The 14,051-nt window shown below is 69.7% G+C and carries 16 protein-coding genes; 2 read left to right on the top strand and 14 right to left on the bottom strand.

All coding sequences use genetic code 11. The features are described from left to right. A partial coding sequence (locus AC27VN_RS16135; protein WP_490877175.1) for an NAD-dependent epimerase/dehydratase family protein occupies positions 1-851 on the top strand: 851 nt, incomplete at its 5' end. On the opposite strand, the gene AC27VN_RS16130 is transcribed toward AC27VN_RS16135, so the two are convergent. After that, entirely contained in the window at positions 848-1,744 is an 897-nt protein-coding gene (locus AC27VN_RS16130) for a LysR family transcriptional regulator (protein ID WP_490877174.1), read from the bottom strand. The genes AC27VN_RS16135 and AC27VN_RS16130 overlap by 4 nt on opposite strands. A 102-nt stretch (positions 1,745-1,846) precedes the next feature. Here AC27VN_RS16130 and AC27VN_RS16125 point away from each other — a divergent pair, with 102 nt between their 5' ends. Beyond that, positions 1,847-2,620: a sulfite exporter TauE/SafE family protein gene (locus tag AC27VN_RS16125; RefSeq protein ID WP_490877173.1), complete on the top strand. Its 774-nt coding sequence runs from the start codon at positions 1,847-1,849 to the stop codon at positions 2,618-2,620. Positions 2,621-2,635: 15 nt separating this feature from the next. On the opposite strand, the gene AC27VN_RS16120 is transcribed toward AC27VN_RS16125, so the two are convergent. The 13 genes from AC27VN_RS16120 to AC27VN_RS16060 all read right to left on the bottom strand — a co-directional run. Further along, positions 2,636-3,127 (bottom strand): NUDIX domain-containing protein, encoded by a 492-nt coding sequence (locus tag AC27VN_RS16120; RefSeq protein ID WP_490877172.1) that lies wholly within the window; start codon positions 3,125-3,127, stop codon positions 2,636-2,638. Between the two features lie 5 nt (positions 3,128-3,132). Then, on the bottom strand, positions 3,133-3,582 hold the full coding sequence (locus AC27VN_RS16115) for a GatB/YqeY domain-containing protein (RefSeq protein WP_490877171.1): 450 nt from the start codon (positions 3,580-3,582) through the stop codon (positions 3,133-3,135). 127 nt (positions 3,583-3,709) lie between these two features. Beyond that, complete coding sequence (rpsU, locus tag AC27VN_RS16110; protein WP_007833691.1) at positions 3,710-3,922, bottom strand: 30S ribosomal protein S21; 213 nt, start codon at positions 3,920-3,922, stop codon at positions 3,710-3,712. A 112-nt stretch (positions 3,923-4,034) separates the two neighbouring features. After that, positions 4,035-5,267 (bottom strand): BaiN/RdsA family NAD(P)/FAD-dependent oxidoreductase, encoded by a 1,233-nt coding sequence (locus AC27VN_RS16105; RefSeq protein WP_490877170.1) that lies wholly within the window; start codon positions 5,265-5,267, stop codon positions 4,035-4,037. Positions 5,268-5,328: 61 nt separating this feature from the next. Beyond that, positions 5,329-6,117, bottom strand: coding sequence for a YaeF family permuted papain-like enzyme (locus AC27VN_RS16100; RefSeq protein WP_490877169.1), 789 nt, complete (start codon positions 6,115-6,117; stop codon positions 5,329-5,331). Then, positions 6,117-7,247 carry a sterol desaturase family protein gene (locus AC27VN_RS16095; RefSeq protein ID WP_203201933.1) on the bottom strand — a complete coding sequence of 377 codons (1,131 nt, stop codon included), beginning with the start codon at positions 7,245-7,247 and terminating at the stop codon, positions 6,117-6,119. Before AC27VN_RS16095 ends, AC27VN_RS16100 begins: the two co-directional genes overlap by 1 nt. Positions 7,248-7,308: 61 nt before the next feature. Continuing rightward, complete coding sequence (locus AC27VN_RS16090) at positions 7,309-8,199, bottom strand: ABC transporter permease (protein WP_490877168.1); 891 nt, start codon at positions 8,197-8,199, stop codon at positions 7,309-7,311. 289 nt (positions 8,200-8,488) lie between these two features. Next, complete coding sequence (locus AC27VN_RS16085; RefSeq protein ID WP_490877167.1) at positions 8,489-9,406, bottom strand: ABC transporter permease; 918 nt, start codon at positions 9,404-9,406, stop codon at positions 8,489-8,491. 4 nt (positions 9,407-9,410) lie between these two features. Beyond that, positions 9,411-10,679, bottom strand: coding sequence for an ABC transporter substrate-binding protein (locus AC27VN_RS16080; RefSeq protein WP_490877166.1), 1,269 nt, complete (start codon positions 10,677-10,679; stop codon positions 9,411-9,413). Between the two features lie 56 nt (positions 10,680-10,735). Then, positions 10,736-11,839 (bottom strand): ABC transporter ATP-binding protein, encoded by a 1,104-nt coding sequence (locus tag AC27VN_RS16075; protein ID WP_490877165.1) that lies wholly within the window; start codon positions 11,837-11,839, stop codon positions 10,736-10,738. A 93-nt stretch (positions 11,840-11,932) separates the two neighbouring features. Then, the gene (gene cobA, locus AC27VN_RS16070) at positions 11,933-12,745 is read right to left on the bottom strand and encodes a uroporphyrinogen-III C-methyltransferase (RefSeq protein ID WP_490877164.1); all 813 of its coding nucleotides are present in this window, start codon (positions 12,743-12,745) and stop codon (positions 11,933-11,935) included. Further along, positions 12,742-13,647, bottom strand: a complete 906-nt coding sequence (gene ybiB, locus AC27VN_RS16065; RefSeq protein ID WP_490877163.1) for a DNA-binding protein YbiB — start codon at positions 13,645-13,647, stop codon at positions 12,742-12,744. Before ybiB ends, cobA begins: the two co-directional genes overlap by 4 nt. A 118-nt stretch (positions 13,648-13,765) precedes the next feature. Then, positions 13,766-14,051, bottom strand: a 286-nt coding sequence (locus AC27VN_RS16060; protein ID WP_490877162.1) for a (2Fe-2S)-binding protein, incomplete at its 5' end; no start/stop codon positions are given.

Here is a 14,051-nt window from a genome sequence, read left to right as displayed (position 1 = left end):
TGCCGGGCGTGGCCTACCTGGCGCAGGACGTGCGCGAGGCCGGCATCGGCAAGGCCTTCGCCGACCATGCCATCGACACCGTGGTGCACCTGGCCTCGATCGTCACGCCGGGCAGGGACTCGAACCGCGACTTCGAGCATTCGGTCGACGTGGGCGGCACGCGCAACGTGCTCAAGGCCTGCACCATGTACCGGGTCGCGCACATCGTGGTGTCGTCGAGCGGCGCGGCCTACGGCTACCACGCCGACAACCCGGCCTGGATCGACGAGCGCCAGCCGCTGCGCGGCAACGCGGTGTTCGCCTATGCCGACCACAAGCGCCAGGTCGAGGAGCTGCTGGCCGACTGGCGCGCGCGCCATCCCTCGCTGGCGCAGACGGTGCTGCGCATCGGCACCATCCTCGGCGAGCGTGTCGACAACCAGATCACGGCGCTGTTCGAGAAGCGGCGGCTGATCGCGATCCGCGGCAGCGCGAGTCCCTTCGTCTTCGTCTGGGACGAGGACGTGACCGGCGCCATCGCCCATGCGCTCGAAGGCGGCGCGCCGGCCGGCTGCTACAACCTCGCGGGCGATGGCGCGCTGCCGATCCATGAGATCGCGGCGCGGCTGGGCAAGCGCACCATCGACTTTCCCGCGGGCGTGCTGAAGACGGCGCTGGCGGTGGGCTCGACGCTCGGCGTGAGCCGCTACGGGCCCGAGCAGCTCGATTTCCTGCGCTACCGGCCGGTGCTCTCGAACACCGCGCTGAAGGAGCGCTTCGGCTACCGCCCGCGCAAGACCAGCGCCGAGGCCTTCGAGGCCTTCGTGGCGGCGCGCGCGGCGCAAGGGCGGCCGGTCACGCGCGGGGCTTAAGACTTCTCCACCGGCTCCAGCAGGTAGGCGAGCATGCGCCGCGCGTTCAGCGGCAGCTCTTCGGAATTGCGCACGCAGGCCATCAGCGTGCGCTCGGCCCAGGCGTCGGCCAGCGAGGCGCGCGCGATCTTCATCGAACGCGCGCAGCGCGCGGCCGCGGTCTGCGGCAGGATGCCCACGCCGATGCCCTGCTCGACCATGCGGCACACGGCCTCGAAGTTGCGCACCCGCACGCGGTAGGACAGGTGGCGCCCGAGCGCGCGCGCATGCATGGTCACGAGCTGCTGCAGCGCGCTGTCGGCGGGCAGGCCGACGAATTCGCTGTCGACCACCTCGGCCAGCTTCACGCGCCGGCGCCCGGCCAGCGCATGGCCGCGCGGCATCACCAGCACCAGGTCGTCGCGCCGGAACGGATGGCATTCGAGGCCCTCGGTGTCGATGGCGTCGGAGACGATGCCGATGTCGCACAGCCCGGCGCGCAGCGCCTCCACGGTGTCGGGGCTGGGCCGTTCCTCGAGGTCGATCGACACCCGCGGATGCTGCGCCAGGAAGCGCGCCAGCACCTCGGGCAGGTGCTCGGTCAGCGCCGAGGTGCCGCAGAGGAAGCGCACATGGCCCTTGAGGCCCTGGCCGTACTCGCCGAGCTCGCCGCGCAGCCGCTCCATCTGCTGCAACACCACGCGCGCATGGTGCAGCAGGGTGCGGCCGGCCTCGGTGGGGCGCACGCCCTGCGCATGGCGCGTGAGCAGCGGGGTGCCGAGCGCGTCCTCCATGCCGCGCACGCGCTGGCTGGCCGAGGCCAGCGTCATGTGCGAGCGCTGCGCGCCGGCGGTCAGGCTGCCGGCCTCGACGACGTGGAGGAAGAGCCGCAGGTCGGTGAGATCGAATCGCATGGTGAGCCCGCAAGGTAGCACGCCGGCCTCAGTCTGTGCCTGAGGCTCGCTGCGCGAATGCCGGATTCCCGGCCGGCGCCGCGGCCGGCAGACTGCGCGCCAATGACGTCTTCCTCTTTCTCGAACGAACTGGCCGGCCTCGCGGGGCACGGCTTCGCCGCCGCGGCGGTCTTCCTGCTGGCCGGCGTGATCAAGGGCGTGATCGGCCTCGGGCTGCCCACGGTGTCGATGGGCCTGCTCGCGCTGTGGATGCGGCCGGTGCAGGCGGCGGCGCTGCTGATCGTGCCCTCGCTGGTCACCAACGTCTGGCAGACCGGGCCGCGCGCGAGCTTCCTGCCGGTGCTGCGGCGCATCGGCGGCATGCAGGCCGGCATCCTGGCGGGCACGCTGGGCGGCGCCTGGTGGCTGGGCGTGCCGGCCGGTGCCTGGGCCTCGGTGGCGCTCGGCGTGGCGCTGGTGGCCTATGCGCTGTGGGGGCTGACCGGGCGGCAACTGAAGGTGGCGCCCGCGCACGAGCGCTGGCTCGGGCCGCTGGTCGGCATCGCGACCGGGCTGGTGACGGCCGTGACCGGGGTGTTCGTGGTGCCGGCCGTGCCCTACCTGCAGGCGCTGGGCTTCCAGCGCGACGCGCTGATCCAGGCGATGGGCATCTCGTTCACCACCTCGACCGTGGTGCTGGCGATCGGGCTCGCGGGCAACGGCGGCTACCCGCTGGCGGTGCTCGGCGGCTCGGCGCTGATGCTGGTGCCGGCGATCGCGGGGATGGTGCTGGGCACCTGGCTGCGCCAGCGGCTGCCGGTGCCGGTGTTCAGGCGCTGCTTCCCGATCGGGCTGGGGCTGCTGGGTGCCTACATGGCCGTGCGGGCCATGGGGTGAGTACGGAGGGGGCGTTCAGCCCGCGGCCACGGGCTGGGCGGCTGCCAGGGCCTGCGCGGCGCGCACGCGCTCGATGGCCTGGCGGTAGGGCAGGGCATAGCCGTCGATCGGTGCCTCGGGCGCCAGCCAGCTGAAGGAGAACACCAGGCCGTCCTCTTCGGGGCTGCCCATGGCCACGTGGTCGAAGTGCTCGGGCAGCGGCCCTTCGGCATGGATCAGGAACAGGTGCCACAGCTGCGGGTGGCGGTGGGTGTTGCCCTCGACGCCGGCCTCGCAGTCGCGCTGCAGGGTGCCCAGCGAGATCAGCGCGCCGGCATGGTCGATGCCCGATTCCTCGAGCAGCTCGCGCCGCACCGCGAACTCGGGTGACTCGCCCGGTTCGATGGTGCCCTTGGGCAGCTGCATGTTGCCGTCCTCGGGATGGCGGAACACCAGCAGCCGGCCGCGCGCGTCGACCAGGCAGGCGCAGGCCTTCGGGATCGCGACGGCCTCGGTGCCGGCGGTCATGGCGATCAGGCGCCGGTCAGCGCGGCCTTGACCGCGGCGCTCACCAGGCCCATGTCGGCCTTGCCGGCCAGGCGGGCCTTGACCGCGCCCATCACCTTGCCCATGTCGCCCGGGCCCGCGGCGCCGAGCTCGGCCACGATGGCTTTGACCTCGGCGGCGATCTCGTCGGCGCCCAGGCGCTGCGGCAGGTAGACCTCGAGCACCTTGATCTCGGCGGCTTCCTTGTCGGCCAGGTCGGTGCGGCCGCCCTGGGTGAAGGCGGTGACCGAGTCCTTGCGCTGCTTCACCAGCTTGTCGACGATGGCCACGACCATGGCGTCGTCGAGCTCGACGCGCTCGTCGACTTCCTTCTGCTTGAGCGCGGCCAGCAGCAGCCGGATCGTGCCCAGGCGCTCGGAGTCCTTGGCGCGCATCGCGGTCTTCATGTCTTCGGTGATCTGTTCTTTGAGGCTCATGGGGTCTCCTGCGGGAAAAAACAAAGCCGCGGCAGGTTTCCCTGGCGCGGCTGGAAGGCAGTTGGCGGGGCGGAGGGCGGCGGGTTCGGTTTGTCGAATCGGCCGCTGTCTCCGGTGCCAGGGTGCGTCAGTACAGCTTCTTGGGCAGCTGCATGCTGCGAACGCGCTTGTAATGGCGCTTCACGGCGGCTGCCTTCTTGCGCTTGCGCTCGGCGGTCGGCTTTTCGTAGAACTCGCGGGCGCGCAGGTCGGTCAGCAGGCCGAGCTTTTCGATGGTGCGCTTGAAGCGGCGCAGGGCGACGTCGAAGGGCTCGTTTTCTTTAACGCGGATGGTGGTCATCAGGAATCGTTGATTTGAAATTTGGCCGGGGGAGGATCGAGAGCCCCAGGCCGGGGTTCCTCAACAAGAAAAAGTGTGTGGCCGTTGAGGGAAGGCCAAAGTTAGCCGGCGATTATAGCGCGTTTGCGCAGGCGTGGGCACTCGCCCAGGCCCATTGGAAGTTGTAGCCGCCCAGCCAGCCGGTGACGTCGACCACTTCGCCGATGAAATACAGGCCCGGCTGCTTCGATTCCATCGTCTGGGACGACAGGTCGCGCGTGTCGACGCCGCCGGCCGTGACCTCGGCCTTCTTGTAGCCCTCGGTGCCCGAAGGCACGATCTGCCAGCGCGCGATGCGCTCGGCCAGCGCGGCCAGCGCGCGGTCGGCCGCCTCGTTGATCGGCCGCTGCAGCGCGCCGTCCTGGCCGACCCAGGCATCGGCCAGCCGCGAGGGCACCAGGGCGGCGAGCTCGTTGGCGATGCGTTTCTTCGAGCGCAGCTTGGCCTCGGCGAAGGCCGCGGCCACGTCCACGCCGGGCGCGAAATCCAGCGTGAGCGGCGCGCCGGGCTTCCAGTAGCTCGAGATCTGCAGCACGGCCGGGCCCGAGAGGCCGCGGTGGGTGAACAGCAGGTCCTCGAGGAAGGCCATCTTCTCCTTCTTGGCCCCGGTCTCGATGCGCACCGGCAGCGCCAGCCCGGCCAGTTCGGCATAGGGCGCCCAGGCCTCGCCGCCGAAGGTCAGCGGCACCAGCGCCGGGCGCGGCGCGACCATGCGCAGGCCGAACTGCTCGGCGATGCGGTAGCCGAAGTCGCTGGCGCCGATCTGCGGGATCGACAGGCCGCCCGTGGCGACCACGATCTTCGGCGTCTCGATAGGGCCGCGGCTGCTCTCGATTCGATAGCTGCCGACGCTCGTCCCATCTGCGTTTTCGGCCGAGAACGTGATATGCCCGATGCGGCAGGGCTGCCAGCGCTCGACCCCGCCGGCCGCGCATTCGGCCAGCAGCATGTCGACGATCTGCTGCGAGGAGCCGTCGCAGAACAGCTGCCCCTTGTGCTTCTCGTGGAAGGCGATGCCGTGCTTCTGCACCAGCTCGACGAACTGCTGCGGCGCATAGCGCGACAGCGCCGAGCGGCAGAAATTCGGGTTCTCGCCGATGAAATGGCGCTGCGGCGCGCGCACGTCGAGGTCGCGGTTGGTGAAGTTGGCGCGGCCGCCGCCCGAGATGCGGATCTTCTCGCCCACCTTCTCGCTGTGGTCCAGCAGCAGCACCTTGAGCCCGCGCTGGCCCGCCACGCCCGCGCAGAACAGGCCGGCGGCGCCGGCGCCGATCACCACGGCGTCGAAACGCGCGACTTCGCTCACTGAAGTACCTCCGTGCTTCGCACTGCGGTGCGAGCTTGCTTGGGGCGGCCCGGCGCGGCGCTCATGGCCCGTCGGCCGCCAGTACCGGCGGCGGGTTGTACTTGAGGTGGCCCACGTAGCGCAGCGGCTGGGTGGCGGCGATCGAGGGCACGTCGCCCTCGCGCATGTGCAGCAGGTCGGCCGGGCTGACCCAGCGCGGGTCGGCGCTGGTGATCGGCAGGCCGGCCCGGTTGTAGGCCTCGAGCACGAACTGCGAGCAGAAGAACTGGTCGTCGCGGCTCGCGCCCAGCTGCACCAGGGCCATGCCGCTCATGCAGTAGTGGCTGACCGCGCCCGGCATCAGCGGCAGCTCGCACAGCCGGCGGTTCAGCACGAAGGGCGCATTGAGCAGCACGCCCACGGTGTTGTAGCGCACGCCGACCTGCGACAGCGCCCAGGTGCGCATGCGCTCGGCGCCGGCCGCGTCCACGCCGGGCACGCGGAAGGCCACCACCATCTGTTCCTCGTCGACCACCTCGGCCAGCGCCCGCGCGCGCACGCCGGTGCCCACGGCCTCGGCGATCTGGCCGTCGCCGAGGTAGAGCACCGCATGGCTCACGGGCGAGAAGGTGCCCAGCCGGATGCCGAAGGAGTTCACCGTGGCGATCGAGGTCAGCAGGATGTCGCCGGGCTCCAGTGCATCGGCCGCGATCAGCTCGCCGCCGTTGCCCGGCGCGATCACCGAGCTCTGCACCCGCAGGCGCAGGCCGCTGTCTTGCGAGGGCAGGTCGAGGCGGGTGGCGCAGGCCCCGAGCAGCAGGGCGGCGCCCGCGGCAGCGAGGGCCGCGCAGGTCTGGCGGAACGCGCGCATCAGCCCTTCCAGAGGAACGGGAACTTCAACTGCTTGAAGAAGCCGTTCGGCACGTAGTCGCCCAGCACGCCGTACTTCTCGGGCCAGAGCCGGGTGGTCTTCACGGCCGTGCCGAACAGGTAGTCGAGGAAGGCGTAGTGCGCCGCATAGTTCTTGTCGAGCGCTTCCTGGTCCTGGCTGTGGTGCCAGTGGTGGAAGTTGGGCGTCACGATCACGTAGCGCAGCGGGCCGAGCCGCACGCTCACGTTGCAGTGGTTGAACACCGCCTGGAAGCCCACCACCACGATGTAGGCGTCGATCACTTCCTTGCTGAAGCCCAGCACGTAGATCGGCGCCAGCACCAGGGTGCGCGTGATCAGCAGCTCGAGGATGTGCTGGCGCGAGCCGGCCATCCAGTCCATGCTCTTCACGCTGTGGTGCACCGCGTGCAGCCGCCACAGCACCGGCACCTCGTGGTAGGCGCGGTGCGTCCAGTACTGCACCAGGTCGGCCACCAGGATGATCAGCAGCAGCCCGGCCCAGAACGGCAGGTTGCCGACCCAGCCGCGGATGCCGTCGTTGGCGGCCCAGCCGAACAGCTTGTGCACCATCAGGTTGGTGGCCAGCAGCACGAAGCCCACGATCATGTGGTTGACCACGAAGTGGTGGAAGTCGGTCTGCCATTCGGCGCGGAACACGGGCTGGTCCTTGCGCAGTGCGAACAGCTTCTCGATGAAGATGAAGATCAGCGAGGAGCCGAGCAGGTCGAGGATGAACCAGTCGAGGCCGATGTAGGGCGTGTTGTCGGCGAAGTCGTTGACGGGGACCTTGTGGCCGCCGAGCAGGGCCGACAGCACGATCAGCAGGAAGGCGAAGGACGAGAGCCAGCGCGTGCGGTTGAAGATGATGTTGACCAGCGAGAGGCCGCCCGAGACCACCATGGCGACGAGCAGCACCCAGCGCATGAGGTCGACGTTGTAGCTCTTGCGCAGCTCGGGCGTGCTCAGGTACTGCGGGAAGTGGAACACCAGCACGCCGAGGAAGCACAGCACCGCGAGGCTGATGGCGATGGTGCCCGTGACCATGCCCTTGCCGCGGCGCAGCTCGCCGTGGCTTTCGGCGAGTTCGTTGAGTTTGTCGATTTCCAGCATGCCCGCCTCTGTCTTGCTTTTTTGTAGGGGCGCGATTTTAGGTCGGGCGGCGCCAAAGCGGTCACCCCCTTCGGGTGGAGCGCCGCCGCAGCAACGCGGCCGCCCCCAGCGCCGCGGCCATGACCAGCAGCGACACCACGGTGGTCACCGTGCCGAGGGCATAGATCGAAGGGGTGGTCACGGTCGAGGTCAGGCCCTGCAGCTCGAGCGGCAGGGTGTTGACGTCGCCGATGGCCTGCGAGGTGCGCGCGATCTCGTCCCAGGAGAGGGTGAAGCCGAACATGCCGATGCCCACGATCGAGGGGCCGATCAGCGGCAGCACGACGAAGCGGAAGGTCTGCCAGGGCGTGGCGCCGAGGTCGCGCGCGGCCTCCTCGTAGGCCGGGTTGAAGCGGTTGAAGACCGCGAACATGATGAGCAGCCCGAAGGGCAGGGTCCAGGTGAGGTGGGCGCCGAGGGCGGAGCTGAACAAGCCGAGCGCGGTGCCGTAGCCCTCGAGCAGGGTGGTGGCGTCGATGGCGGTCAGCAGGGCCTTGATGCCGGTGTCGAGCAGCCGGAACTGCAGGCCGATGCCCAGCGAGATGATGATCGACGGCATGATCAGGCTCGCGACCGTGACGAAGAACAGGGTGTTGCCGCCCGCGAGCTTCTTGCGGAACGCGAGGCCGGCAAGCACCGAGAGCACGACGGTGAAGCCCATGACCACGGCGCCCAGCGCGAGCGAACGCCGGAACGCGGCGCCGATGTCGACCGTGCCCAGGCCCTCGGCGAGCTTGTGGAACCAGTGCAGCGAGACGCCCCGCAGCGGGAAGGTCAGGCCGCCTTCGGGGCCCTGGAAGCTCAGCACGAAGATCGTGATCATCGGGCCGTAGAGGAACAGCACGAAGAGGGCGAAGACGGTGGCCAGGGGCCAGAAGCCTTTGGGGCGTTTTTCTCGGATGTGGTCGGTCATAAAGTCATTCAGGGCGGATGCACGGGGCACCGGGTACTCCCCTCCGCGAATGTCCCCCGCCTTCGGCTCCTCCTTGATTTCGCTGCGGGGAGTACCCGGTACCCCGTGCATCTGGATGCGGCCGTGATGCCCGGCCCGTCATCACGGCCGTGCCTCGCTCGCGTCGATGGGGTGCTCTGCGCAGCGAAATCAAGGAGGAGACCGAAGGCCGGGGGACATTCGCGGAGCAGAGCACCCCGTCGGCGCGAGCGCGCCCCGCAGGTCGAAATCGGCAACGCAAGAACACCACCTAGAGCTCCTTGCGTATGTCCACCAGCCGCGTCAGCCCCCAGATGATCATCAGCACCACGGCCAGCAGGATCATCGCGTTGGCCGCCGCCAGCGGGAACTGCAGGTACGAGGTCTGCACCTGGATGATCTTGCCGATGGAGGCGATCTGCTGGCCGCCCATCACGCCGATGGTCACGAAGTCGCCCATCACGATGGTGATGACGAAGATCGAGCCGATCAGGATGCCGGTGCGCGACAGCGGCACCACCACGTTCCACAGCGTCTGCCAGCCCGAGGCGCCCGCGTCGTTCGCGGCCTCGAGCAGCGAGCGGTCGATGCGCATCATGCTGTTGAAGATCGGCACGATCATGAACATCGTGTAGAGGTGCACGAAGGCCAGCACCACCGAGAAGTCGGAGAACAGCAGCCACTCCACCGGCTGCTGCACCAGCCCCAGGCCCATCAGCGCCTGGTTCACCAGCCCGTTGCGGCCCAGAAGCGGCACCCACGAGATCATGCGGATCACGTTCGAGGTCCAGAACGGCACCGTGCACAGCACGAACAGCACCGTCTGCATCGTCGACGAGCGCACCTGGAAGGCCAGGAAGTAGGCCACCGAGAAACCGATCAGCAGCGTGATGCCCCAGACCAGCAGGCAGAACTTGAAGGTGCTCAGGTAGGTGTTGAGCGTCACGCAGAGGTCGCCGTTGTCGGTCAGCCGCGAACAGCCCTCGAACAGGCTCAGGTAGTTGCGCAGCGTGAACGCCGGGATCAGCTCGTACTCGTTGAAGTTCCACAGGCTCACCATCGCCACCAGCGCCAGCGGAACCAGGAAGAACAGCAGGAACACCAGCGCGAACGGCGCCGCCTGCCACCACGCCTTCACGGCATGCAGCGGCTCGGTGGCGGCGTTCGCGCGGGCGGTGGGTGCACTCACGGGATCAGGCCGCGACGAACTCGTTCCACTTGCGGACCATGTACTCGTTCTCGTCCATCACCGCGTTCCAGCAGGCAATGCCGCCCATGCGCTGCTCGTAGCTGCCGCCGTCGCGCACCGCGCCAGCCTTGGCGATCACGTCGCCCTGCGGGCTCTTGATGTCCTGCGCCGCGGGCTTGCCCTCCATCCAGTAGGCCCACTCGTAGGCTTCCATCTTGGCCTTGGCCGTGTCGAGCACCGCGCTGTAGTAGCCCTGGCGGTTGAGGTAGGCGCCGGCCCAGCCGTCGAGGAACCAGTTGATGAACTCGTAGGCCGCGTCGAGCTTCTTGCCCGACAGCGTGGCCGGCAGGCCGAAGCCCGAGGCCCAGGCGCGATAGCCTTCCTTGAGCGGCTGGAAGGTGCAGTCGATGCCCTTGCTGCGCACGGCCGTCACGGCCGGCGACCACATCGACTGGATCACCACCTCGCCCGAGGCCATCAGGTTCACCGACTCGTTGAAGTCCTTCCACAGCGCGCGGAACTGGCCGGCCTTCTTGGCCTCGATCAAGGTCTTGATCGTGAGGTCGATCTCGGCCTTGGTCATGTTGCCCTTGTCGGCGTACTTGTGGAGGCCCTTGGCCTCCACCACCATCGCCGCGTCCATGATGCCGATCGAGGGGATGTTGAGGATCGCGGTCTTGCCCTTGAACTCGGGGTTCAGCAGCTCGGCCCAGGAGCCGATCGGGCGCTTGATGAGGTCGGGTCGGATGCCCAGCGTGTCGGCGTTGTAGGTGGTCGGGATCAGCGACATGAACTGCGTGGCCGACTTGGCGAAGGCCTTGCTCTTCTCGCCCTCGAGGTAGATCACCTTCACGGGCGCCGTGCCCTGGTCGCCGACCTTCTTGCCCGCGACCTCGCCCTTGGTGAACAGCGAGGTGATCTTGTCGGCGTTCTTCACGCGCTTGCTGTCGATGCCCTTGAGGTTGCCGGTCGGCACGATCTTCTTGAGCGAGAAGAACTCGGTGTCGATCAGGTCGAAGCTGTTGGGCGCCGTCACCGCGCGCTTGGTCACGTCGTCGGTGGTCACGGCCACGTACTGGATCTCGATGCCGGTGTCGGCCTTGAACTTCTCGGCGATCGCCTTGTCCTGGTTCACGGCCGTGCCGAGGTAGCGCAGCACCACCTTGTCCTGCGCATGCACGAAGGGCGCAATGCCCGTGGCCAGGATGCCGGCCGTGCCTTGCAGCAGCGTGCGGCGCTTGAGTCCGAGGGTCGGGTCGAGGGTGTCGGTCATGCTGGGTCTCCTGAAAGAAAAGGGAGGAACGCGGAAGGGGGGAAAGGAAAGAGGGCTTAGAGCGTCATCGCGAGCGCGGCCGTGTCGTCGCGCAGCGCGGCGGCGGGCTCCGGCGCGCGTTCGCCCGGTGGCTTGGCGCCCGGCCCGAGCACGCGCGCATCGGCCTCGGCCCACGACAGCCGCACGGCCTCGCCGAGCGCGTAGGGCTGCGCAAGGAACGCGGCCTCGCCGAGCTGCACCGAGACGTTCGCGCGCCCGGGCGCGGCCGCGTCGAGCGCGAGGCCCAGCAGCACGTAGGTGCCCTGGTATTCGACGTCGGTGACGGTGGCGGCGAGGCCCTCCGCCGTCTCGGCGGCCGGCGCGATCCGCATGCGGTCGTTGCGCACCGCGATCGGGCCGGCGGGCGTGTCGAGCACGTTGTGGCCGCCCATGAAGCGCGCGACGAACTCGCTGGCCGGATGGTTGTAGACCGCGTGCGGCGAACCGACCTGCTCGATCACGCCGTGGTTCATCACCACCATGGTGTCGGCCAGCGCCATCGCTTCTTCCTGCGAGTGCGTGACGTGCACGAAGGTCAGGCCCAGCTCCTTCTGCCAGCGCCGCAGTTCGGCGCGCATCTGGATGCGCAGGAAGGGGTCGAGCGCCGACAGCGGCTCGTCGAGCAGCAGCACGCGCGGCTCGGTGATCAGCGCGCGCGCCAGCGCCACGCGCTGCTGCTGGCCGCCCGAGAGCTCGCCGGGCTTGCGCGCGGCCAGGTGGCCCATCGCGACGCGCTCGAGCAGCGCATTGGCGCGCTGCTGGCGCTCGGCCTTGGCCACGCCCTTCATCTTGAGGCTGAAGGCCACGTTGTCGGTGGCCGACAGGTGCGGGAACAGCGCGAAGCTCTGGAACATCATCGCCGTGCCGCGCGCGGCGGCCGGCAGGTCGGTGATGTTGCGGTTGTCGAGCAGGATGTCGCCGCTGGTCACCGACTCGTGGCCCGCGATCATGCGCAGCGTGGTGCTCTTGCCGCAGCCCGAGGGGCCGAGCAGGCAGCAGTAGCTGCCGCTGGCGATGCGCAGGTCGATCCGGTCGACGGCGGCCGGGGTGCCGGGGGCGTAGCGCTTGCTCAGCGCGACGATCTCGATGGCGGCGGGGACGGGCGTGGCGACGGCATTCATTGCCCGTGGCCGAGCACGATCCATGCCACGCGCTCGGATGCGCGGGCCGCCTGGTTCACCGCTACGCCTTAGGGCGTACGGCGCGTGCCGGGATCAGGTGCCGAAGCGGTCGGCGTCCGCGGGCAGGCCGGCGGCGGCCAGGCCGCGCAGCACGTCGCCCACCACGATCACGGCCGGGCTCGCGAGGCCGGCCTCGGCGATGCCGCGCTGCAGCCGGCCCAGCGTGGTCGCGACATGGCGCTGCTGCGGCAGGCTCGCATGCTGGATCACGGCCACCGGCGTGTCGGCCGGCAGGCCGTGCAGCAGCTCGCGCTCGATGCGGGCCGCGCCCGACACGCCCATGTAGATCACCAGCGTGAGCCGCGCTGCATGCGCGGTCGCGGCCAGCGTGCGCCAGTCGGTCGGATCGTCGGCGGCGCCGGCGCCCGTCTTCGCATGGCCGGTGACGAACACCACGCCCTGTGCATGGTCGCGGTGCGTGAGCGGCACGCCCAGCGCGGTGACGGCCGCGAGGCCGGCCGTGATGCCGTTGACCACCGCGCACTCGATGCCGGCCTCGCGCAGGTGCTCGACCTCCTCGCCGCCGCGGCCGAAGATGAAGGGGTCGCCGCCCTTGAGCCGCACCACCGTCTCGCCCTCGCGCACCGCGGTGATCATCAGCCGCTCGATGAAGGCCTGCGGCGTGCTCTTGCAGCCGCCGCGCTTGCCCACGTGCACGATGCGCGCATCGGGCCGGGCATGGGCCTGCACGATGGCGTCGTTCACGAGGTCGTCGACCAGCAGCACCGTGGCGGCCTGGATCGCCTTCACGGCCTTGATGGTCAGCAGCTCGGGGTCGCCCGGGCCGGCGCCCACCAGCGTGCAGCGGCCGGCGATGAGGGAGGGGGTGGGGGCGTTCGTTGTCATGCGTGGGATGCCAGTTGCGTGATGTACCGGACCTGCGTAGTGATCGCTGCGGGCACGGGGAGCTCGCCCGCCAGCACGCGGCGCGTGTAGTCGGCCGTGGTCGCGACGTCGATGTCCTTCGGCAGGCCGGGCACCTCGGGGTCGGTGCCGGGCTGCTGGGCCTGCAACTCGGTGCGCACGCCGCGCACGAAGCCGTCGATCTGGGCCGTGCGGCGCGGGTCCGACACCACCTCGCCCTCGAGGCCGCGCGACAGCAGCGCCGTCATGCCGGTGAGCTCGAAGGTGTCGGCCATGACGCGCGCGTACTCGGGATGGGTGTAGCTGCCGACCACCACGCAGGCGCCAGCGCCCGGCTGCATCAGCTTGACCACGCTGTGGCCCGGGTTGCGCAGGCCGACCACGCGGCGCACGTCGAGCAGCCGCTTGAGACCCGGGCTCATCAGCTCGGTGGCGGCGAAGGCGGCCTCGCCGGCGGCGATTTCCCGCACCGCGGCCAGCGGCGCGATGCCCAGCGCCTCGAGCACGTTGGAGGCCAGCACGCGCGCGGTTTCGGTGGCGCTGCCGTGCACCAGCACCGGCAGGCCCTCGCGCGCCAGCAGCAGCGCCAGCAGCGGCGTGAGCACCGGCAGCTTGCGCGCGCCGTTGTAGCTGGGCAGCACGACCAGCGGGCGTTCGGTGGCGGGAAAGCGCACCAGCCGCGCATGCGTGGCGTCGAGGAAGCCGGCCATCTCCTCGGGTGTTTCGCCCTTGATGCGCATCGCGAGGCAGAAGCCGCCGATCTCGAGGTCGGTGACGGTGCCGTCGAGCACCTGGCCGAACAGGTCGCAGGCCTGTTCGCGCGACAACGGCCGGGCGCCGCGCGCGCCCCGGCCGATTTCCTTGATGTAGTGGCTGATTCCCATGGGTAGGCGGATTGTCCCGCAAGGCTTATGCCGGAATGAGAGTTCGCTTATGCCTGTCCTGGGCACGGGGGCTTGTGCTCCCTCCCCCAGCGGGGGAAGGAGCAAGGCAGGGCACGGCTCACGCCAGCGCCTCCACCGGCGTCGAGCGCACGCGCCGCTTGAGTTCGGGAATGCACGACCCGCAGTTGGTGCCGCATTTCAGCGCCCCCTGCAGCGCGACCAGCCGTTCCGCGGGCGAGCCGTCGCAGCGCCGCAACTGGCGCTCGATCGCGAGGTCGGTCACGTTGAAGCAGGTGCAGACCGGCTTGCCGCGCGACTGCACCGCCACCGGGGCGCGCGCGCCGGGCGACAGCAGCAGCCGGCCGTAGTCCTGCGCCGGCAGCTCCTCGCGCAGCACGGTGGCG

This window comes from Variovorax sp. 20P10.2.4 (assembly GCF_058244205.1).
The sequence above is the reverse complement of the archived record's forward strand: the minus strand, read 5'-3'. Positions and strand labels throughout refer to the sequence as shown.

Bases quoted from the DNA above. Each gene is read 5' to 3' on its own strand.
- AC27VN_RS16130 (WP_490877174.1), bottom strand. From the start codon at position 1,744: ATGCGATTCGATCTCACCGACCTGCGGCTCTTCCTCCACGTCGTCGAG.
- AC27VN_RS16125 (WP_490877173.1), top strand. From the start codon at position 1,847: ATGACGTCTTCCTCTTTCTCGAACGAACTGGCCGGCCTCGCGGGGCAC.
- AC27VN_RS16120 (WP_490877172.1), bottom strand. From the start codon at position 3,127: ATGACCGCCGGCACCGAGGCCGTCGCGATCCCGAAGGCCTGCGCCTGC.
- AC27VN_RS16115 (WP_490877171.1), bottom strand. From the start codon at position 3,582: ATGAGCCTCAAAGAACAGATCACCGAAGACATGAAGACCGCGATGCGC.
- rpsU (WP_007833691.1), bottom strand. From the start codon at position 3,922: ATGACCACCATCCGCGTTAAAGAAAACGAGCCCTTCGACGTCGCCCTG.
- AC27VN_RS16100 (WP_490877169.1), bottom strand. From the start codon at position 6,117: ATGCGCGCGTTCCGCCAGACCTGCGCGGCCCTCGCTGCCGCGGGCGCC.
- AC27VN_RS16095 (WP_203201933.1), bottom strand. From the start codon at position 7,247: ATGCTGGAAATCGACAAACTCAACGAACTCGCCGAAAGCCACGGCGAG.
- AC27VN_RS16090 (WP_490877168.1), bottom strand. From the start codon at position 8,199: ATGACCGACCACATCCGAGAAAAACGCCCCAAAGGCTTCTGGCCCCTG.
- AC27VN_RS16080 (WP_490877166.1), bottom strand. From the start codon at position 10,679: ATGACCGACACCCTCGACCCGACCCTCGGACTCAAGCGCCGCACGCTG.
- AC27VN_RS16075 (WP_490877165.1), bottom strand. From the start codon at position 11,839: ATGAATGCCGTCGCCACGCCCGTCCCCGCCGCCATCGAGATCGTCGCG.
- cobA (WP_490877164.1), bottom strand. From the start codon at position 12,745: ATGACAACGAACGCCCCCACCCCCTCCCTCATCGCCGGCCGCTGCACG.
- ybiB (WP_490877163.1), bottom strand. From the start codon at position 13,647: ATGGGAATCAGCCACTACATCAAGGAAATCGGCCGGGGCGCGCGCGGC.